The 20,037-nt window shown below is 66.4% G+C and carries 15 protein-coding genes; 9 read left to right on the top strand and 6 right to left on the bottom strand.

Going from position 1 to position 20,037, the window contains the following annotated elements; all coding sequences use genetic code 11:
* The first annotated feature begins 41 nt into the window (after positions 1-41).
* Positions 42-2,678 carry a cyanophycin synthetase gene (gene cphA / locus AC1DOQ_RS05915; protein ID WP_477361168.1) on the top strand — a complete coding sequence of 879 codons (2,637 nt, stop codon included), beginning with the start codon at positions 42-44 and terminating at the stop codon, positions 2,676-2,678.
* A 78-nt stretch (positions 2,679-2,756) separates the two neighbouring features.
* Positions 2,757-3,812 carry a hypothetical protein gene (locus AC1DOQ_RS05910; RefSeq protein ID WP_477361166.1) on the top strand — a complete coding sequence of 352 codons (1,056 nt, stop codon included), beginning with the start codon at positions 2,757-2,759 and terminating at the stop codon, positions 3,810-3,812.
* Positions 3,813-3,830: 18 nt separating this feature from the next.
* Here the strand turns inward: AC1DOQ_RS05910 and cphA (AC1DOQ_RS05905) are convergent, their stop codons facing one another.
* From cphA (AC1DOQ_RS05905) to ctaD, 5 genes are all read right to left on the bottom strand, one after another.
* Positions 3,831-6,440, bottom strand: a complete 2,610-nt coding sequence (gene cphA / locus AC1DOQ_RS05905) for a cyanophycin synthetase (protein WP_477361164.1) — start codon at positions 6,438-6,440, stop codon at positions 3,831-3,833.
* Positions 6,437-7,354, bottom strand: a complete 918-nt coding sequence (locus AC1DOQ_RS05900; protein ID WP_477361162.1) for a cyanophycinase — start codon at positions 7,352-7,354, stop codon at positions 6,437-6,439. Before AC1DOQ_RS05900 ends, cphA (AC1DOQ_RS05905) begins: the two co-directional genes overlap by 4 nt.
* Positions 7,355-7,382: 28 nt before the next feature.
* Positions 7,383-8,291 (bottom strand): isoaspartyl peptidase/L-asparaginase, encoded by a 909-nt coding sequence (locus AC1DOQ_RS05895; RefSeq protein WP_477361160.1) that lies wholly within the window; start codon positions 8,289-8,291, stop codon positions 7,383-7,385.
* Between the two features lie 169 nt (positions 8,292-8,460).
* Entirely contained in the window at positions 8,461-8,892 is a 432-nt protein-coding gene (locus AC1DOQ_RS05890) for a DUF2244 domain-containing protein (protein ID WP_477361158.1), read from the bottom strand.
* Between the two features lie 36 nt (positions 8,893-8,928).
* The gene (ctaD, locus tag AC1DOQ_RS05885) at positions 8,929-10,524 is read right to left on the bottom strand and encodes a cytochrome c oxidase subunit I (RefSeq protein ID WP_477361156.1); all 1,596 of its coding nucleotides are present in this window, start codon (positions 10,522-10,524) and stop codon (positions 8,929-8,931) included.
* 205 nt (positions 10,525-10,729) lie between these two features.
* On the opposite strand from ctaD, the gene AC1DOQ_RS05880 reads away from it, so the two are divergent.
* From AC1DOQ_RS05880 to AC1DOQ_RS05860, 5 genes are all read left to right on the top strand, one after another.
* Complete coding sequence (locus AC1DOQ_RS05880) at positions 10,730-11,980, top strand: Hsp70 family protein (protein ID WP_477361154.1); 1,251 nt, start codon at positions 10,730-10,732, stop codon at positions 11,978-11,980.
* 27 nt (positions 11,981-12,007) lie between these two features.
* Positions 12,008-12,643, top strand: coding sequence for a 3'-5' exonuclease (locus tag AC1DOQ_RS05875; RefSeq protein ID WP_477361152.1), 636 nt, complete (start codon positions 12,008-12,010; stop codon positions 12,641-12,643).
* A 272-nt stretch (positions 12,644-12,915) separates the two neighbouring features.
* The gene (locus AC1DOQ_RS05870) at positions 12,916-14,304 is read left to right on the top strand and encodes a tetratricopeptide repeat protein (RefSeq protein ID WP_477361150.1); all 1,389 of its coding nucleotides are present in this window, start codon (positions 12,916-12,918) and stop codon (positions 14,302-14,304) included.
* A gap of 121 nt (positions 14,305-14,425) precedes the next feature.
* The gene (locus AC1DOQ_RS05865) at positions 14,426-16,609 is read left to right on the top strand and encodes a prolyl oligopeptidase family serine peptidase (protein ID WP_477361148.1); all 2,184 of its coding nucleotides are present in this window, start codon (positions 14,426-14,428) and stop codon (positions 16,607-16,609) included.
* A gap of 268 nt (positions 16,610-16,877) precedes the next feature.
* The gene (locus AC1DOQ_RS05860) at positions 16,878-17,012 is read left to right on the top strand and encodes a hypothetical protein (RefSeq protein ID WP_477361146.1); all 135 of its coding nucleotides are present in this window, start codon (positions 16,878-16,880) and stop codon (positions 17,010-17,012) included.
* Between the two features lie 25 nt (positions 17,013-17,037).
* Here AC1DOQ_RS05860 and AC1DOQ_RS05855 read toward each other — a convergent pair whose 3' ends face one another.
* Positions 17,038-17,634 (bottom strand): helix-turn-helix domain-containing protein, encoded by a 597-nt coding sequence (locus AC1DOQ_RS05855; protein ID WP_477361144.1) that lies wholly within the window; start codon positions 17,632-17,634, stop codon positions 17,038-17,040.
* Between the two features lie 183 nt (positions 17,635-17,817).
* Between AC1DOQ_RS05855 and AC1DOQ_RS05850 the strand changes: the two genes are divergently transcribed.
* Complete coding sequence (locus AC1DOQ_RS05850; RefSeq protein ID WP_477361142.1) at positions 17,818-19,023, top strand: glycine C-acetyltransferase; 1,206 nt, start codon at positions 17,818-17,820, stop codon at positions 19,021-19,023.
* A 17-nt stretch (positions 19,024-19,040) separates the two neighbouring features.
* Positions 19,041-19,997 carry an NAD-dependent epimerase/dehydratase family protein gene (locus tag AC1DOQ_RS05845; protein ID WP_477361140.1) on the top strand — a complete coding sequence of 319 codons (957 nt, stop codon included), beginning with the start codon at positions 19,041-19,043 and terminating at the stop codon, positions 19,995-19,997.
* Positions 19,998-20,037 lie beyond the last annotated feature (40 nt).

Here is a 20,037-nt window from a genome sequence, read left to right as displayed (position 1 = left end):
GCCGCTGTGCGATCAGCCTTACAAGGACCAAGGACTTAGACGTGCAAATTCTCGAACAACGATTCCTGCGTGGCCCGAACATCCATGCGGACACTCCCTGTCTGCTGTCGGTGCTGGACCTCGGCGACCTGTACGGCGTCTCCACGCGCGACATCCCGCAGTTCAACGAAGCCCTGTTGAACCTGCTGCCTTCGCTGGCCGAGCACCTGGTGCCGATCGGCCAGCCCGGCGGCTTCGCCCAGCGCCTGCGCGAGGGAACCTACCTGGCGCGCGTGGTCGAACACGTGACCCTCGGCCTGCAATGCCTTGCCGGCGCGCCGGCCAGCTTCGGCCGCACCCGTCCGGTGGCCGGCACGCCCGGCCAGTACCGCGTGGTGTGCGCCTACCAGATCGAGAAGGTGGCGCAGCCGGCCTTCCAGCTGGCGGTGGAGATCGTCGACGCGCTGGCTCACGGCCATGGCTTCGGCGACCTGGCGGCGCGCCTGGAGGAGCTGCGCGAGCTGGCCGAGCATTACGCGATCGGCACTAGTACCGCCGCCGTGCTGGCGGCTGCCCGCGAGCGCGGCATCCCGGTCCAGCGCATCACCGAGGACGCCAATCTGTTCCAGCTCGGCTGGGGCGTCAGGCAGAAGCGCATCCAGGCCACCATCACCGGCGACACCAGCAATATCGCGGTGCGCATCGCCAGCGACAAGCAGCTCACCAAGCAGCTCCTGGCGGAAGCCGGGATACCGGTGCCGGAAGGCGAAACCGTCGACACCATCGACGACGCCCTGCGCGTGGCCCGCAAGCTGGCGGTGCCGGTCACCGTCAAGCCGCTCGACGCCAACCAGGGCAAGGGCGTGACGGTCGACTGCCGCACGCCCGAAGAAGTCGAGCAGGCCTACGCCTTCGCCCGCAGGTTCGGGCGCCGGATCATCGTCGAGCGCAGCATCCAGGGCCGCGACTACCGCGTGTTCGTGGCCGCCGGCCGGGTTGCCGCCGCTTCCTGCCGCCGTCCGGCCCATGTGGTGGGCGATGGCCGGCATACCATCCGCGAGCTGGTCGAGATCGAGAACCGCAACCCGGCGCGCGGCGCGGGGCATACGAACATCCTGACCCGGATCGCACTCGACGCCCATGCCGAGGACGTCCTGCGCAAACAGGGCCAGGCGCCGGACGCGGTCCCGGCCGAGGGTTTGACGGTCGAGCTGCGCGGGAACGCCAACCTGTCGACCGGCGGCACCGCCGAGGACGTGACCGAGCTGCTGCCGGAATCGACGCGCCAGATCTGCGTGCGCGCCGCCGGCAAAATCGGCCTGGACGTGGCCGGGATCGACATCGTCTGCCGCGACATCAGCCAGCCGCTGGCGGCCCAGGGCGGCGCCGTGATCGAAGTGAACGCCGCGCCGGGCATCCGCATGCACCAGTACCCGAGCAGCGGCGAGCCGCGCGACGCCGGCGACGCCATCGTCGAGGGCCTGATGGGCAATTCGGACGGCCGCATCCCGATCATCGCCTGCACCGGCACCAACGGCAAGACCACCACCACCTTGCTGATCGCCCACACCACGCGCCTGGCCGGCCGCGTGACCGGCGCCACCACGACCCACGGCGTCTACATCGACGGCAAGCAGATCACCAAGGGCGACTGCACCGGCTACTGGTCGGCGCGCACCGTACTGGCCGCGCCGGAAGTCGAGATCGCGGTGCTGGAGACGGCCCGCGGCGGCATCCTCAAGCGCGGCCTGGCCTTCGACCACTGCGACGTCGGCATCTGCCTGAACGTCTCGCCCGACCACCTTGGCCTGGACGGCGTCGACAGCATCGAAGACCTGGCCCAGGTGAAGGCCGTGGTGCCGCTGTCCGCCACCCGCGCCGCCGTGCTGAACGCCGAGGACCCATTGTGCGTGGCGATGGCGCGCCGCGTGCGGCCTGACGTGGAGCTGGTCTATTTCGCCATGAATCCCGAAGACCCGGTGCTGCTGCGCCACCTGGAAGAGGGCGGCCGCGCCGCCTACCTGCAGGACAACGCCGTCGTCCTCGCCGACGGCAACGTGCACCAGGAACTGCTGCGGGTCGAAAGCATGCCGATCTCGATGGGCGGCCGTGCGCGCTACAACATCGCCAACGCCCTGGCGGCCAGCGCGGCGCTGATGGCCGCCGGTTTCAGCAACCTGCAGATCGCCACCGGCCTTTCCACCTTCGTCAGCGACGGCAAGACCAACCCGCTGCGCACCAATGTGTTCGAACTGCGCGGCGTGACCGTGATCGTCGACTACGCCCATAACCCGGCCGCCTATGCCGCGCTGGCGGAAATGGCGCGCTCGCTGCTGCCCGGCCAGCTGGTCGGCATCGTCACCGCCCCGGGCGACCGCCGCGACGCCGACCTGCTCGAAGTCGGGCGCGTCTGCGCGGGACGTTTCGACGAACTGGTGGTCTACGAATCGTCCAGCCGCGGCCGCGACTACGGCGGCGCCGTCGACCTGATCATGCAGGGCGCGGAACAGGTGGTCGGCAAGACCGATACCCTGCACCGCGAGCTGGAAGTGGGAGCGGCGATCCGGCTGGGCATGTCGCTGTGCGGGCGCGGGGACGTACTGGTGTTTGCCTGCGGGTCCTCGCTGCAGGTGTTCGTGGATGCGATCCGGGAGATGGATCCGGAGAGTGCGGAGCGGATTGCGGGGCAGGTGGGGTGAGCGTATCGGGGAGCTGGAGCGTATCTAAATTGCATGATATGATGCAATCAGGAAACATTTCAGCTCACTCAAAATTATATGCTCCAGAAACTCAAACGTTCGCACATCCTGTTCATCTTCGTCGCCGGCTGCTCGACTGCCGCGACGGCAACCGACTGGGACATCAGGTTCGACAACCACCTGAAATACTACGACGCGTCCGAAAGCTACCGGGAATTCTACTTCGGTGACAACATGCGGGGACCGAACTTTACCCAGTTCGAGTTCTCGCGGGCGATCCTGCCGGGAGTCAAGGACGGCGTCGACATGAAAAACCTGTGCTACCGGGTCAATGCATTGACCGGCAGGCCGGGTCTCTTCAAGAGCAAGGCGACCATCGACGTCTATTACGTCAATCTGACGAAGATCGCCAGCGTCGAGAGCATCGGCCGCAGCGGTACCGACAAGGATCCCTATTTCACCGAGATGGTCAAGCTGCGGGATGGTACGAAGTTCGAGACCGTCAATTTCGACAACCGCTACGTCCTGGCCTGCGGCATGGCAGAGGACGGCAATTTGAAAGTGATGCCCCAGCAGTGGGTCAGTTTCAGTTCCTACCAGGAGGCGGACTGCAGCTATGACGAAACCCGCATGGACCGCAGCAAGTGGCCATATGCGAACCTGTCAAAGGTATTCGCCTACGGCAGACCGTCGAACGACGTCAGGGTCTACCTGGGTTTCAACCAGTTGGGAAAAGGCTGGACCACGAGCTTCGATACCGACCAGGCTGCGCTCGCGGCGAAGTTCGAACAATGCTCGAGCGGTAGCGCAAAGTACCTGGCGCTCGAAAAGGCGCAGGCGGCCGACCAGAAAACGGCTTACGAAGCGCGCAAGCAGCAGCAGGAGCAGGAGCAGCAGGAGCGGGCGCGGCGCCAACAGGAACTGCAGGCGAAGCTGCTGGCCGAGGCGGTCGAGATGCGCAAGACGATTGCAATCGGTACCAGGACCAATTGCGGTCTCGTCTTCGACATCAAGAAACCCATGATCGGCGTGCAGACGATGATGGGGATGCAGTACATCCACATCGACCAGCTCTGGGGCCCATCGTCCGACTGCCATTTCCGCAATGGCGTGTACACGGGTCCCACTCGCTAGCCGGCATGCAGGGCGGCCTCAGGCCGCCTCGGTCTCGATCCGCCTGGCCGCCTCCGGCGACGTCGGGCGTATCGCCTCCAGCAACTCGCTGATGTCCGAGCCGCAGCCGAACACCAGCACATCGCCCTTCTCGCAGCGCGCCAGCCCGGCACGGATCGCTTCGTGCACATCCAGCTCCACGCGCAGATGGTCTTCCTCGAACTTCGCCAGGCGGATGCCTTCGACCAGCCGGGCCGCCACGGTGCCGGCGGCGCGGCCGCGGTTCTCGGTCTCGTAGACCACCAGCTCGTCGAAGCCGGCGGCGCAGGTGATGCCGATGTCGACCAGGTCGGCATCGCGGCGGTCGCCCGGCGCGGCCACCACGCCGACCAGGCGGCCCGGCGTCATCGCGCGCGCGGTCTCGGCCAGGGCCGCATAGGCGGCCGTGTTGTGGGCGTAATCGAAGATCACGGTCACGCCGTCGACGTCGAACAGGTTCGAGCGCAGCGGGTTGTGCTTCCAGTCGGACACGAAGCTGCGCAGGCCGTCGGCGATTTCCTGGTTGCCGAAGCCGCAGGCCGCCAGCGCCGCGGTGGCGGCGAGGCTGTTGGCGATGTTATAGCGGGCCGCGCCCTGCAAGGTCACCGGCATCTGGCGCACGTCGGCAATCGCTTCGTGGCGGGCGCCGTTGGCCAGCACGATCGTATTGTCTTCCAGGTAGACCGCGCGGCCGCCGTTGTCCAGGTGGCGCAGCAGGTGCGGGTTGTCGGCGTCCAGCGAGAAGTAGAGCGGTTCGACGCCCTCCGCCAGGGTCGCCGCCATCGCCACGCAATGGTCGTCCTCGGCGTTCAGCACCACCGCACGCGAGGCGCGCTGGGCCACCACGGCCTTGACCCTGGCCAGCTCCTCGACCGAGTCGACGCCGTCCATGCCCAGGTGGTCGGCCGACACGTTCAGCACCACCGACACGTCGCAGCGGTCGTAGGCCAGGCCGCGCTTGAGGATGCCGCCGCGCGCCGTCTCCAGCACCGCGAAGTCGACGTCCGGCGAACTCAGGATGCTGCGCGCCGAGCGGTAGCCGGTGCAGTCGCCCTTGACGATGCGCTGGCCGTCGACGAATACGCCCTCGGTGGTGGCGACCCCGGCGCGCAGGCCGGCCATGCGGACGGCGTGGGCGATCAGCAGGGTGGTCGTGGTCTTGCCGTTGGTGCCGGTGACGGCCACCACGGGGATGCGGCCGTCGTCCTCGCCGAACAGGGCCTCGACGATGGCGGCGCCGGCGTCGCGCGGGGTACCGCGGCTCGGGTACTGGTGCATGCGGATGCCCGGCGCCGCGTTCACCTCGATGATGCCGCCGCGCTGCTCGCGCAGCGGCTGCGAAATATCCTCGCACACGATGTCGATGCCGGCGACGTCCAGGCCGATGGTGCGGGCGGCGCGGATGCAGATGTCGCGGGTCTCTTCCGGCAGCAGGTCGGTCACGTCCTCGGCGGTGCCGCCGGTGGAGAGATTCGCGTTGCCGCGCAGTTCGACGCAAGCGTCTTCCGCCGGCACCGAATCGAGATCATAGCCCTGCCTCGCCAATATCTGGAGGGCGATCTCGTCGAGCGGGATCCTGGTCAGGATGTTGGTGTGACCGTCGCCGCGCGCGGGGTTGCGGTTCTCGGTCTCGACCAGCTCCCGGATGGAATGCACGCCGTCGCCGGTCACGTGCGGCGGGCGGCGCCAGGACGCGGCCGCGATCCTGCTGCCGGTGACCAGCACGCGGTAGTCGCGCCCGCGCAGGAATTCCTCGACGATCACGCGGCGGCCATGCTTGCGCGCGAACGCGAAGGCGCGCTCGACCTCTTCCGGTGTCGCGCAGGCCGTGGTCACGCCCTTGCCCTGGTTGGCGTCGAGCGGTTTCACGGTGACGCTGCCGCCGTTCCTGCACAGCCTGTGGGCGACGCGCTGGGCCTCGGCCAGGCTGGTGACGGTGTCGCCGGCCGGGACCGGGCAGCCGGCCTGGTCGAGCAAGGTCTTGGTGAGCTGCTTGTCGCTGGCGATGCCGACCGCGATGTTGTTGGTGGCGCCGGTGATGGTCGCCTGCAGGCGCTTCTGCTTGCTGCCCCAGCCCAGCTGGAACAGGTTCGCCTGCTCGGTCAGGCGAAGGCTCGGGATGCCGCGCTTGCGGGCGGCATCGATGACGGCACCGGTGCTGGTGCCGATCGCATGGTCCTGCGCGATCTCCTGCAGTTCCTTCAATGCGGCGCCGAGGTCGACGTCCTCGTGCGCGGCGAGGGCCCGGATCAGCTCACGGGCAGTGCGCAGGGCGGCCCCGGCTACCTGTTCGATGGCATAGCCGCAGACCACCCGCAGCCGTTCCGCTTGTGCGGGAATGGGCATGCTGGCGCTGAAATCGGAGGCGGCGCCGGCCAGGCGCTGCAGCTCCATCGTCACCGGTTCCAGGGCTTCGGCGGGCGAAGCGCAGTCGGACAGGCGGACCGCGGCTTCCGGACAGATCCCGGGCAGCAGGGCCAGCAGGCGGGCGCCGAGGCCGGCGATATGGGAATGCGCGCCATCTTCGCCGGTGTCGACGACGGCCATCAGGCAGGGCGCGGCGGCGTACAGGTTGGGGCCGCGCAGGAAGCGTTGTTCGATGATTCTCATGAGAGCGGATTCCGTTTCGTTACGTTTTCTAAAAACTCGAGCAGCGGGGCCGGGATCCGGTGCGGTTCGCAGGATTCGTCCGCCTCCGGCAGGCAGTACTTGCTGCCGGCCGGGAGCAGGTGCAGGCGTACGTCGATCAGTTCGGGGGTTTCGCGGTCGGAGATCTCGGCGATGTTGGTGCTCATGTTGCGGCCGTCGACGATGGTCACCGCGCCTTCGCCCAGCACCTCGATGCCGACCCCGCGTTCGATGACCAGGGCGGTGTCCTCGTCGATGCCGATGCCCTGCAAGTACGGATTCTGGGCCACCACCGACAGCAGGCGCGAGAGACGCTGGCGCTCCGAGAAATGCTGGTCGATGACGACCTTGTGCAGGAAGCCCAGGCCTGCACCCAGGCTCACCGAGCCTTTCTCGGGATGCAGTTCGGCGCGCCCCTGGGCCAGCATGTGGCCGGACATCGCGGAGGCGCCGGCGCTGGTGCCGCCGATGCAGGCGCCGCGCAGCTTGAGGGCGGCGTGCATTGCGGTGTCGAGGGCGGTGCCGCCGATGATGGCCAGCAGTCGCTTCTGGTCGCCGCCGGTCATGAAGATGCCGGTGGCGTCGCGGATGTCCTCGATGTGTTCAGGGTCGTTGGCGCACTGGCGGTTCCGCAGGTGCAGGTGTACGCGGTTCGTGACGCCCAGTTCGCCGAAGGCCTGGTCGTAGATCTCCCACATCTCGTCGGCGACCGTGCTGGCGGCCGAGATCACGACGATCTTCGCATTCTTGCCGCCGGCGAGGTCGACGAAGCGGCACAGGATTTCCTTGTCGCGCTTGCGGTCTTCATGGCCGCCGATGATGACCAGGTGGCCGTGGCTTTCGCGCACCTGGCGCTGCTGATCCTCTTGTTCCTGGGTTTGTTCTCGTGGTGTCATGTGGTCGGTGCTTTTCAATCCATGATGCTCAGTTGCCGATCCGCGCCTGCGGCATGTCGCGGTTGCTGAAGGCGCCGGCTTCGGTGCGGCTGACCGCGATGAGGCCGACGTCGACGTCCTTGTCGAACAGCTCGATGCCGCGCCTGAGTGCCTGTTCGAGCGGCATGCCGTCCTCGATCCAGGTGTAGACGCGGTGCGCCAGCAGGTGGCGCACGATGTATTCGCCGACGCCGGTGGCGGCCACCGCCCCATGCGGGCCGGCGTAGAAGCCGCTGCCGATAATGGGAGTGTCGCCCACCCGGCCCAGCAGGGAGGGGGCCGAGCCGCCGGTAGAGGCGGCCACGCCGAAATGGCCGTCCGCTGCGCGCACCACGGCACCCACCGTGTCGCAGGCCGCGCCCGCCGGCAGGTCCGGCGCGCTGCGGTAGTTCCAGAAGCGCAGGAAGGCCTGGTTGTCGACGCCGGGCATGGCCGGGGCCGATCCGGCCAGCGCTTCGCGCACCTTGCGGTGCTGCTCGCGCTGGTGTTCGGAGATCTGGTGCCAGACCGGGTGGCGGATGGCGGCGGCGAAGCGGTCGGCGCCGTCGCCGGCGAGGAACCAGTGCGGGGTATCGGCCACCGCGCGCGCCAGCAGCACCGGGTTCTCGATGCCGCGCACGCAGGCCACCGCGCCCAGGCGGCCGCGGGTATCCATCACCGAGGCGTCCATCTCGACGGTCTCGCCGTCCAGGCACAGCACCGAGCCGCGGCCGGCGTTGAAACGGCCGTCGTCCTCGAGGACGGTGACGGCGGCGATGGCGGCTTCGAGTGCGTCGCCGCTGATGCCGAGCTCTTCGACGGCGCGCAGGGCGGCGCGCTCGCAGCCATCCTTGTACTCGGGCTTGCCGCCGGCGCCGCCGTGGACGACGATGGCATGGCTTCCTTGGCTTACGGACATTCTTCTTCTCCAAAATGTTGCAATGCCGCGCTAGGCTTCAGCGCGGCATTCGAATGTGCACATTATGCAAATGATGTAGAAATTGAAACATCGGTGCCGGGGCCGTGTGAATGTAAGAGCCCGCTGACAAGGATTGGTGAAGAGGGATGGGAAGGGCTCAGTGCAGGGGTCAGTGCAGGGCGGAAACCTGGCGCAGGGCCTGGCGCAGTTCGCGGGCGACCTGGCGGCGCTTGGCTTCATTGACGAAGCGGCCCACTTCGATCCGTACGCCGCGCGACTCCAGGGTGATCAGGGGGCGCCGGGCGCCGGCGGGCGGCGGCTCGGCGGGCGGCAGGACCCGGGTCCAGAGCGGATCGAGGCGCGCCTGGCTGCGTACATTCGCCTGCACGCATTCGATCAGCAGGCAGCTGGTGGACAGGGAGATGCGTTCGCGGTCGAGGGCGTGGCGGGCATACAGGACCAGGGCCAGGCCCACGCAGGCCAGTTCGAGCAGCGAGAAGGCCAGCACGATCCAGACCCCGCGCAGGAAAAAGGCGAGGGCGACGGCCAGCGAGATGCTGCACAGCACCGCATAGGCGCGCGCCACCTGGCGGGGCGTCATCGAGCAATTGCGCTGCAGTGTCCACTCGAACCACATTCATTTCACCATCGGCGGGGTCTCGAAGGTGTGGAAGGGCGCCGGGCTGGGCACCGTCCACTCCAGCCCTTCGGCGCCGTCCCAGGGCTTGGCCGGCGCCGGCGGCCCGCCGCGGATGTTCGGGATGGCGATGAAGAGCAGCCAGTACACCTGGGACAGGCCGAACAGCCAGGCACCGACCGACGTAATCATGTGGAAGTCGGTGAACTGCACGGGATAGTCCGCATAGCGGCGCGGCATACCGGCCAGGCCCAGGAAGTGCATCGGGAAAAAGGTCAGGTTCACCCAGATCAGCGAATTCCAGAAGTGGAACTTGGCGCGCCACTCGTTGACCATATGCCCCGTCCACTTCGGCACCCAGTAATAATAGCCGGAGAACATGCAGAACAGCGATCCGGCGACCAGTACGTAATGGAAATGGCCGACCACGTAATAGGTGTCCTGGACCTGGATGTCGATCGGCGCGATCGACAGGATCAGCCCGGAAAAGCCGCCGATGGTGAATACCCACAGGAAGCCGACCGCGAACAGCATCGCCGGCTCGAAGGTGAGCGAGCCCTTCCACATGGTGGCGACCCAGTTGAACACCTTCACCCCGGTCGGAATCGCGACCAGCATGGTGGCGTACATGAAGAAGAGCTGGGCCGTGACCGGCATGCCGGTGGTGAACATGTGGTGGGCCCAGACGATGAAGGAGATGATGGCGATCGCCGCCGTGGCGTAGACCATCGAGGCATAGCCGAACAGGGGCTTGCGCGAAAAGGCCGGAATGACCTGCGAGATGATCCCGAAGCCGGGCAGGATCATGATGTAGACCTCGGGGTGGCCGAAGAACCAGAACACGTGCTGGAACATCACCGGATCGCCGCCGCCGGCCGCGATGAAGAAGGTGGTGCCGAAATGGCGGTCGGTGAGCAGCATGGTGACGGCCGTGGCCAGCACCGGCATCACGGCGATCAGCAGGTAGGCGGTGATCAGCCAGGTCCAGCAGAACATCGGCAGCTTCATCAGGGTCATGCCGGGCGCGCGCATGTTGAGGATGGTGGTGATGATGTTGATCGAGCCCATGATCGACGACACGCCCATGATGTGGATCGCGAAGATGGTCAGGTCCATCCCCATGCCCATCTGCAGCGACAGCGGCGGGTACATGGTCCAGCCGGAGCCGGTGGCGCCGCCCGGCACGAAGAAGGAAGCGGTCAGCAGCAGGGCGGCCGGTGGCAGCAGCCAGAACGAGAAATTGTTCATGCGCGCGAAAGCCATGTCGGCGGCGCCGATCTGCAGCGGCACCATCCAGTTGGCGAAGCCGACGAAGGCCGGCATGATCGCGCCGAACACCATGATCAGGCCATGCAGGGAGACGAACTGGTTGTAGAGCTCGGGCCGGAAGAATTGCAGGCCGGGCTGGAACAATTCCAGCCGGATCAGCATGGCCAGCAAACCGCCTTCCATCAGCATCACCGCCGAGAACCACAGGTAGAGCGTGCCGATGTCCTTGTGATTGGTGGCGTACAGCCAGCGCCGCCAGCCGTGCGGATGGACGTGCGCATGGTTTTCTCCATGTGCAAAGTCGGGGCTGCCTGCCGTGGTGCCCATAGCGTTCTCCGTGACGGGGCGGGAGCGGTCAATACACTATACGGCCAGCGGCCGGTGCGCACGATTGCGGTGTGTGGCCGGCTTGATACATCCGGCGCCCGATTGCGGCTTCCGGAACTTCCGCCGCGGCGGGAGACTCGCCGGCCCCGGCCGAGTTCTGGTAACATCTCGCCCCTTCTCTTGCTCCTCTTCCAGATAGGCTTCCATGGCGAACGCTTGCGGCGTCGATTTCGGCACCTCCAATTCCACCGTCGGCTGGGTCCGCCCCGGCCATCCCAGCCTGCTGGCCCTCGAGGACGGCAAGCCGACCCTGCCGTCGGTCGTGTTCTTCAATGCCGACGACGAACAGGTGCGCTACGGCCGCGCCGCCCTGGCCGACTACCTGGAAGGCTACGAGGGCCGCCTGATGCGCTCGCTGAAAAGCCTGCTCGGCACCAGCCTGATGGATGGCCAGACCGAAGTTGCCGGGCGCGCCTTGCCGTTCCGTCAACTACTGTCCCATTTCATCGGCGAACTGCGCCGCCGCGCCCAGCAGCAGGCGGGGCGCGAATTCACCAGCGCCGTGTTCGGCCGCCCGGTGTACTTCGTCGACGACGATCCGCAGGCCGACCGCCTGGCCGAGGACACCCTGGCCGAGATTGCGCGCGCGGCCGGTTTCCGTGAGATCGGCTTCCAGTACGAACCGATCGCCGCCGCCTTCGACTACGAATCGCGCATCGAGAAGGAAGAACTGGTGCTGATCGCCGACATCGGCGGCGGTACCTCGGACTTTTCGCTGGTGCGCCTCGGCCCGGAGCGCGCCGGCCGGATCGAGCGCCGCGACGACATCCTCGCCACCGGCGGCGTGCACATCGGCGGCACCGACTTCGATAAATACCTGAGCCTGGCTTCGGTGATGCCGCTGCTGGGCTACGGCAGCGCCCTGGTTTCGGGTGCACCGGTGCCGTCCAGTTATTATTTCAACCTGGCGACCTGGCACACGATCAACCAGGCCTATACCCGCAAGAGCATCGCCCAGCTCGACGACCTGGCGCGCGACGCTGCCGAACCGGCCAAGCTGGGCCGGCTGCGCCATCTGATCGACGAGCGTGCCGGCCACTGGCTGGCGATGCGCGTCGAAGATGCCAAGATCGGCCTGTCGGCCACGCCGCTGGTCGAGCTGGACCTGGACCGCCTGTCGCCGCCCGAGCGCCTGCAGGTGGAGCGCGCGGTGTTCGAGGCGGCCATCGCGGGCCTCGTCGACCAGGTCGGCGCCACCGTGCAGCGCCTGCTGGGCGAGGCCGGGGTGGCGGCGGACCAGGTCGACACCGTGTTCTTTACCGGCGGCTCGAGCGGGGTCGCGGCCCTGCGAGAACGGATTGCGGCCATCGTGCCCCAGGCGCGCCGCGTCGAGGGCGACCTGTTCGGCAGCATCGGCGCAGGCCTGGCCATCGATGCCGCCCGTAAATTTGGCTAAGTGAAAGCCCAACTCTGAAAGCCCACCATGTTTGAACGCCCGATCGTCATGCTCGACTTCGAGACCACCGGCCTGTCGCCGGAGTCCGGCGACCGCATCACCGAGGTTGCCGCGCTGCGCATCGCCGGCGGCGAGATCGTCGACCGCTACGTATCGCTGGTGAACTGCGGGGTGCGGATTCCGCCCTTCATCACCTCGCTCACCGGCATCACCCAGCAGATGGTCGACACGGCGCCGCTTGCCGAAGACGTGGTGCCGGAACTGATCGAGTTCATCGGCGGCGACACGCTGGCGGCCCACAACGCCAGCTTCGACGAGAAATTCCTCAAGGCCGAAGGCGCGCGCCTGGGCCACGCCTGCCGCCATGCCGGGCTGGTGTGCTCGGTCAAGCTGTCGCGGCGGGTGCTTCCGGGCATGTCCAGCTACAAGCTCGGCGAACTGGCGCGTTCCCTCGGCATCGCCTTCCGCGGCACCGCCCACCGCGCCGAGGCCGACGCCGAAGTGGCGGCCCGTCTGCTGCTGCACATCGGCCGCCGCCTGGGCGAATCCTACGGCCTGGCGCCGGTGGCGCCGGAATTGCTGGTCGAAATCAATCGCCTCTCGGCAGCCAGGGTGCATGGCTATATCGGCGATTATGCTGCGGCGCGCAAGAGGGAACGCTGAGCTTTGACGGGGCCGCGCGCTAGCCTGTGCGCGAACCCAACAGTTTGTCTCATCACAACGGCTGCCTCATCCGGTCGGCGTGATTTCCGCAACAGTTGCGCTGGCTCCGCCTAGTCGCCGATTTTCCCGGACTTTTTTTCCGCGTCGAACGGTCGCCCATCTGTGCCAGATCAAGCCCGTCGGATTCCTCCTAGTTAAACTTTTGGCAATTCTTGCGGCACTGCCATGAGGCGGTGCCGAGGCTTTTCTGTCCGATTTTTCCTGGAGCGAGCATGCAGCAGTCTGACGTCTCACCGGAGAATTCCGTGCTGGCCTGGTTCGCCCGCGCGGCCGAGCGCGGCGACCCCTATGCGCAATTCAACCTTGGGCTGATCTACAAGAACGGCGACGGCGTAAGCCGCGACGATGTCCGCGCCGCCGAATGGCTGCGCCGGGCGGCGGAGCGCGGCCTGGCCTTTGCCCAGAACCATTTCGGCTCGATGGTCTACCAGGGCCGCGGGGCGCCGCAGTCGGACGCCCAGGCGGTCGGCTGGTTCGCTCTGGCGGCGGAGCAGGGCGATCCCTCGGCCCAGCAGAACCTCGGCGACATGATGCGCCGCGGCCGCGGCGTGGCGCGCAGCCTGGAGCTGGCGCTGGTGTGGTACCAGCGCGCAGCAGCCCAGAACCTGCCCAGCGCCCAGCACCTGCTCGGCGAATGCTATCTGCGCGGCGAAGGCACGGCCGTCAACTACCCGCTGGCCGCGGCCTGGCTGCGCAAGGCCGCCCTGGCCGGGTATGCGCCGGCCGAAGTGGCTTTGGGCATGATGCTGCGGCGCGGCCAGGGCATGGCCCCCAACGATGCCGAAGCCGTCTACTGGTTCCGGCGTGCGGCCGGGCGCGGCGATGCTGCCGCCCAGCGCTTGCTGGGCCTGTGCTACCTCGAAGGCGTGGGCGTGGCGCGCGACGCCAAGGCGGCCCGGTCCTGGCTGCACTGCGCCGCCATCCAGGGCGATGCCGAAGCCCAGTTCAGCCTGGCCCTGCTGCTGGCCGGCGGCCGCGGCGGCCCCTGCGACCAGGCCGAGGCGCTGGTCCTGACCATCCGCGCCGCCAAGCAGGGCCATGTCCTGGCCCAGTACAACCTCGGCAATATGTACGCGCACGGCCGCGGCGTAGCGGCCGACGTCCGCCAGGCCGTCTACTGGTACCGCCTGGCCGCCGGGCAGGGCGCCGCGAACGCCCAGTTCACGCTCGGCGTGATGTATGCGAACGGCCAGGGCGTTCACCGCGACGAGGTGCTGGCGGTCGAATGGTACCGGCGCGCCGCCGAACAGGGCGATGCCAGCGCCCAGAACAATCTCGGCGTCATGTACGCCACCGGGCAAGGCGTCGGACAGGACGATGCCGAAGCCGTGCGCTGGTACGCCCTGGCCGCCGAGCAGGGCCACGCGCTGGCCCAGTACAACCTGGGCGGCATGTACAACAGCGGCCGCGGCGTGCCGCGCGACAGCGTGCGGTCCTATATGTGGATGCTGCTGGCGGCCGATGCCGGCGACCCGGCGGCCAGCGCCAACAAGGCCATTGTCGCCCGCCGCCTCTCGCCCCGCGAAATCGAGGACGCCCAGGACCTCAGCCGGCAATGGCATGCACGCACGCTGGCGCGCGACGAACAGCGCACCGCCTGAGTGGAACTGACGAGGGAGGATGTGCATGCTGCACTAAGGATATTTGTCGGATGGACAATTCGCGCTATCATGCCCAACGGCATGAGCCACTTCCTTCACCGTCAAGTCAATTAGAAAAAGCATGCATATGAGACAAGTCACCCTCGCCGCCGCCGTCGCGGCCGCCTTCTTCTCGTTCGGTGCCGCTTCGGCCATGGCCGCCCCGACCTGCGACACCAGCGGCACCCCGCTGAACTATCCGGTCGCAAAGAAAGTCGACCAGACCGACGATTACCACGGCACCAGGGTCGCCGACCCTTACCGCTGGCTGGAAGACGCGAACAGCGCCGAGACCAAGGCCTGGGTCGAGGCCGAGAACAAGGTGACCCAGTCCTACCTGGCGCAGATCCCGCAGCGCGAGGCCATCCGACAGCGCCTGACCCAGCTCTGGAACTACGAGCGCTACAGCGTGCCGTTCAAGGAAGGCGGCCGCTACTTTTTCAGCCGTAACGACGGCCTGCAGAACCAGTCGGTGCTGTACACCATGAAATCGCTGACGGATACGCCGCGCCTGCTGCTGGATCCGAACACCCTGGCCGCCGACGGTACCGTCGCCCTGGCGGGCACGGCGGTAAGCCCGGATGGCAAGCTGCTGGCCTACTCGACGGCGGCATCGGGTTCGGACTGGAACGAGATCCGCGTGCGCGACGTCGACACCGGCAAGGACCTGGAAGACCACATCCAGTGGGTCAAGTTCTCCAGCACCGCCTGGACCAAGGACGGCAAGGGTTTCTTCTACAGCCGCTACGACGAGCCGAAGGAAGCCACCAAGCTGGCCGACGTGAACTATTTCCAGAAGCTCTACTACCACAAGCTGGGCACCCCGCAGAGTGCCGACGTGCTGGTCTATGACCGTCCGGACGAGAAGGAATGGGGCTTCCACGCCGAGACCACCGACGACGGCCGCTACCTGCTGATTCAGGCGACCAAGGGCACGGCCCACAAATACCGGATCTTCTACAAGGATCTCGCCAAGCCGGATAGCAAGGTCATGCCGCTGATCGACAACTTCGAAGCCGCCTACGACTTCATCGACAACGTCGGCCCGGTGTTCTACTTCGCCACCGACCGCCATGCGCCGCGCAAGCGCATCGTCGCGATCGACGTCAGCAAGCCCCAGGAAGCGAACTGGAAGACCGTGGTGCCGGAAAGCCAGCAGACCCTGGTGTCCAGCCACATGGTCAACAAGCAGCTGATCAACGAATACCTGGCCGATGCGCAAAGCCGGGTCAGGATCACCGACCTGAAGGGCAAGCAGGTGCGCGAGATCGCCCTGCCGGGCATCGGTTCGGTGTCGGGCTTCGGCGGCAAGCAGGGCGATACCGAGACCTTCTTCTCCTTCACCGGCTTCACCACCCCGACCACGATCTACCGCGTCGACATGAAGAGCGGCGCCTCGACCGTCTTCCGCCAGCCGAAGGTGGCCTTCAATCCGGCCGACTACGAAACCCGCCAGCAGTTCTATACCAGCCGCGATGGCACGAAGGTCCCGATGTTCATCGTCTCGAAGAAGGGCCTGAAGCTGGACGGCAGCAACCCGACCTACCTGTACGGCTATGGCGGCTTCAATATCTCGATGACCCCGGGCTTCTCGCCGGCCAACCTGGCCTGGATGGAGATGGGCGGCGTCTACGTGGTCGCCAACCTGCGCGGCGGCGGCGAATACGGCGAAGCCTGGCACGAAGCCGGCACCAAGCTGAAGAAGCAGAACGTGTTCGACGACTTCATCGGCGCGGCCGAGTGGCTGGTCAACAACAAGGTGACGTCGCCGAGCAAGCTGGCGATCGGCGGCGGCAGCAATGGCGGCCTGCTGGTGGGCGCGGCGATGACCCAGCGTCCGGAACTCTTCGGCGCGGCGATCCCGCAGGTGGGCGTGATGGACATGCTGCGCTTCCACAAGTTCACGATCGGCTGGGCCTGGACCTCGGACTACGGCTCGTCGGAAAACGCGGACGAGTTCAAGGCCCTGGTGAAATATTCGCCGCTGCACAACCTGAAACCGGGTACCTGCTATCCGGCGACGATGATCACCACGGCCGACCATGACGACCGCGTGGTGCCGGCGCACAGCTTCAAGTTCGCCGCCACCGCCCAGGCCGACCAGGCCGGGGGCAATCCGATCATCATCCGCATCGATACCAAGGCCGGCCACGGTGCGGGCAAGCCGACCAGCAAGCAGATCGAAGAGGTGGCGGATCGCTGGGGCTTCCTGACCAAGGCCCTGAAGATGAATGAGGCGCAGACGGTGGCGGGCGGATCGGAGTAAGAGCCTGTCCTCGATGGCGCACCCTGGCGGTGCGCCATTGTCTATCGGGAGTCACGATGTTTCGTCACTGTTACCGGGCCGCTTTGGGCCCCTTGCTTTGTCTTGCCTTCATCGCATCCGGTCCCGTGTCCGCGGACGAGCCCGCGCCTGGCAGCGCGCATTGGATTGAAGTGGAGGGCGGCGCAGGCCGCTGGGAGATTACACGATCCAGTACCAGGAGCAGAGCAAGGATGGGCAGCGTTCGATACGCCTGGGCGGCGCCTGCAGCTTGCAAGGCGTCAAGGCCGAAGAGTTGAGAAAGCGCTTCCGCGTCGTGTTTGATGGCGGCACCTGTTTCTTCGACGCGACCTACGATCCGGAAGCAGGGCGCTTCCTGGACTTCGCATTTCACGGCTATGCCTGAGCCGGCGCGCGAGGCCGGCCCGGCCTCAGCGGTGCACCACCACCATCAAGGCCTTCGCCTCGGTCTTGCCGATATTCCGGATCGTATGCGCCACATCCGCCGGGTAGCGCGCCGTCGCCCCATGCTTGACCTTTTTCTTCTCCGGCCCCACTTCCAGCTCGACCGCACCGGTCACCACGGTCAGGTGCTCGCTGGTGCCCGGGTCATGGGCCTGGGAGGCCAGTTCGCCGCCCGGCTGCAAGGTCAGCTCATACCACTCATATTTGCCGGCCAGGTCCATCGGACCGAGGATGCGCAGCGAGTAGCCGGCGTGGGCGCCGGGCAGGGTGGGGATCTCGTGGGCGTCGACGACCCGGATCAGGTCGGTGCTGCGCACTTCCGACGACAGCAGTTCGCCGATCTGCACGCCCAGCGCGTTGGCCAGGCGCCAGGTGATGGCGATGGTCGGATTCGCCTTTTCGCGTTCGATCTGCGACAGCATCGACTTCGACACGCCGGCGATGCGCGACAGGTCTTCGAGCGTGAGGCCGCGCGCCAGGCGCAGGCGCTGCAGGGTGGCGCCGACTTCGGGCGGTGCGCCGACCGGTGCGGCGGGGGCGAGTGTTGTCACAACTTTATTCATCTACGCTTATTTGGCAATTGCTTGCCAACTCACTTGTCAACTGCGATGGCCGGGGGTAATATTCAATATATCGAATTTTTGTTCGAGATAAAGAACTCGGTTCAATACATCGAACGAACGGATCAACGGTACAACATCCGATAACCACCGGTCAAGCCGGAAAAGACAAGGACGAGGAAGACAATGAGCGACCAGGCATTCTATAGCGCCCTCCAGACCAAACTCGACACGCTGCAGACAGAGGGCCTGTTCAAGCCCGAACGCGTGCTGGCATCGCGCCAGGGCGCCGAAGTCGTCGCCGCGGACGGCCGTACGCTGATCAATATGTGCGCGAATAACTACCTCGGCCTGTCCGGCGACGCGGAAACCCAGAAAGCGGCCGAAGCCGCGTTGCAGAAGTACGGCTACGGCCTGTCCTCGGTGCGTTTCATCTGCGGCACCCAGACCGTGCACAAGGAACTGGAGCAGAAGCTGTCGGCGTTCCTCGGTACCGAAGACACCATCCTGTACGCGGCGGCCTTCGACGCCAACGGCGGCGTGTTCGAGCCGCTGTTCGACGAGAACGATGCGATCATCTCGGACGCCCTGAACCACGCTTCGATCATCGACGGCATCCGCCTGTGCAAGGCCGCGCGCTACCGTTACGCCAACAACGACATGGCCGACCTGGAGAAGCAGCTGATCGCCGCCCGTGACGCCGGCAAGCGCCACAAGATCATCGTCACCGACGGCGCCTTCTCGATGGACGGCACCATCGCCCAGCTGGACAAGATCGTCGAGCTGGCCGAGAAGTACGGCGCCCTGACCATGATCGACGAGTCGCACGCTTCCGGCTTCATGGGCAAGACCGGCCGCGGCACCCACGAGCATTTCAATGTGATGGGCAAGATCGACATCATCACCGGCACCTTGGGCAAGGCCCTGGGCGGCGCGATGGGCGGCTTCACCTCGGGCCGCAAGGAAGTCATCGAGACCCTGCGCCAGAAGTCGCGTCCCTACCTGTTCTCGAACACGCTGGCGCCGATGATCGCCGGCGCATCGATCGCGGTGCTGGACCGTATCAGTAAAAGCACCGAACTGCGCGACCGCCTCCACGAGAACACGGCATATTTCCGCAAGGAGATCGAGCGCATCGGTTTCACCATCAAGCCGGGCACCCACCCGGTGGTGCCGGTGATGCTGTTCGACGCCCCGGTGGCGCAGAAATTCGCGGCCCGCATGTTCGAACTGGGCGTGCTGCTGTCGGGCTTCTTCTACCCGGTGGTGCCGATGGGCCAGGCGCGCGTGCGCGTGCAACTGTCGGCCGCGCATACCCGCGAACAGCTCGACACCGTGCTGAAAGCCTTCGAACAAGCCGGCCGCGAGCTGGGCATCATTAAAAGCAACTGAGAACAGGTAGGTAAAGAATGGAACGCATCCTCATCATCGGCGCCAACGGCCAGATCGGCAGTGAACTCGTGTCCGCGCTGGCGGAACAGCATGGCGCGCAAAACGTCATCGCTTCGGACATCAGCGAAACCAATGTGTACGGCGCGGAGCGCTATACCCGCCTCGACGTGATGGACCGCGATGCCGTGTCCCGCCTCATCGCCGACGAGGGTGTCACCCAGGTCTACCAGCTGGCCGCGCTGCTGTCCGCGACCGGCGAGAAGGCGCCGCTGAAGGCATGGTCGCTGAACATGGACGGCCTGCTGAACATCCTCGAAATCGCCCGCGAACGCGTGGAAGCCGGCAAGCCGCTGAAGGTGTTCTGGCCGTCGTCGATCGCCGCCTTCGGCCCGAACACCCCGGCCGAGAACACGCCGCAGTACACGGTGATGGATCCGACCTCGATCTACGGCATCAGCAAGCTGGCCGGCGAGCGCCTGTGCGAGTACTACCACGCCAAGTACGGCGTCGACGTGCGCAGCATCCGCTACCCGGGCATCATCAGCTTCAAGTCGCCTCCGGGCGGCGGCACCACCGACTACGCGATCGCCATCTTCCACTCGGCGCTGAAGGGCGAGACCTACGAGTGCTTCCTGGGCCCGGAAACCACGCTGCCGATGATCTACATGCCGGACGCGATCCGCGCTACCATCGAGCTGATGGAAGCACCGGCCGAGAAAGTGGTCATCCGCTCCTCGTACAACGTGGCCGGCGTGTCCTTCAACCCGCGCGAACTGGCAGCCAGCATCCAGCGCAGGCTGCCCGACTTCCGGATCGCCTACAAGCCGGACAGCCGCCAGCAGATTGCCGATTCGTGGCCGAAGAGCCTGGACGATGCGCGCGCGACCGGCGACTGGGGCTGGAAGGCGAAGATTGGTGTCGAGGAGATGGTCGAGTCGATGCTCGAGAACGTCGACGTTGGCCAGACTGCCTGAATTTAGTGACGTCATTCCCGCGAAGGCGGGAATGACTTTT

The organism is Massilia sp. 01N417, from assembly GCF_056399645.1.
The sequence above is the reverse complement of the archived record's forward strand: the minus strand, read 5'-3'. Positions and strand labels throughout refer to the sequence as shown.

Excerpts from the sequence above, each read along its gene's own strand:
- AC1DOQ_RS05845 (WP_477361140.1), top strand. The coding sequence starts at position 19,041 with ATGGAACGCATCCTCATCATCGGCGCCAACGGCCAGATCGGCAGTGAA.
- AC1DOQ_RS05900 (WP_477361162.1), bottom strand. The coding sequence starts at position 7,354 with ATGACACCACGAGAACAAACCCAGGAACAAGAGGATCAGCAGCGCCAG.
- AC1DOQ_RS05895 (WP_477361160.1), bottom strand. The coding sequence starts at position 8,291 with ATGTCCGTAAGCCAAGGAAGCCATGCCATCGTCGTCCACGGCGGCGCC.
- ctaD (WP_477361156.1), bottom strand. The coding sequence starts at position 10,524 with ATGGGCACCACGGCAGGCAGCCCCGACTTTGCACATGGAGAAAACCAT.
- AC1DOQ_RS05855 (WP_477361144.1), bottom strand. The coding sequence starts at position 17,634 with ATGAATAAAGTTGTGACAACACTCGCCCCCGCCGCACCGGTCGGCGCA.
- AC1DOQ_RS05890 (WP_477361158.1), bottom strand. The coding sequence starts at position 8,892 with ATGACGCCCCGCCAGGTGGCGCGCGCCTATGCGGTGCTGTGCAGCATC.
- AC1DOQ_RS05870 (WP_477361150.1), top strand. The coding sequence starts at position 12,916 with ATGCAGCAGTCTGACGTCTCACCGGAGAATTCCGTGCTGGCCTGGTTC.
- cphA (WP_477361164.1), bottom strand. The coding sequence starts at position 6,440 with ATGAGAATCATCGAACAACGCTTCCTGCGCGGCCCCAACCTGTACGCC.
- AC1DOQ_RS05910 (WP_477361166.1), top strand. The coding sequence starts at position 2,757 with ATGCTCCAGAAACTCAAACGTTCGCACATCCTGTTCATCTTCGTCGCC.
- AC1DOQ_RS05880 (WP_477361154.1), top strand. The coding sequence starts at position 10,730 with ATGGCGAACGCTTGCGGCGTCGATTTCGGCACCTCCAATTCCACCGTC.
- AC1DOQ_RS05850 (WP_477361142.1), top strand. The coding sequence starts at position 17,818 with ATGAGCGACCAGGCATTCTATAGCGCCCTCCAGACCAAACTCGACACG.
- AC1DOQ_RS05875 (WP_477361152.1), top strand. The coding sequence starts at position 12,008 with ATGTTTGAACGCCCGATCGTCATGCTCGACTTCGAGACCACCGGCCTG.
- AC1DOQ_RS05865 (WP_477361148.1), top strand. The coding sequence starts at position 14,426 with ATGCATATGAGACAAGTCACCCTCGCCGCCGCCGTCGCGGCCGCCTTC.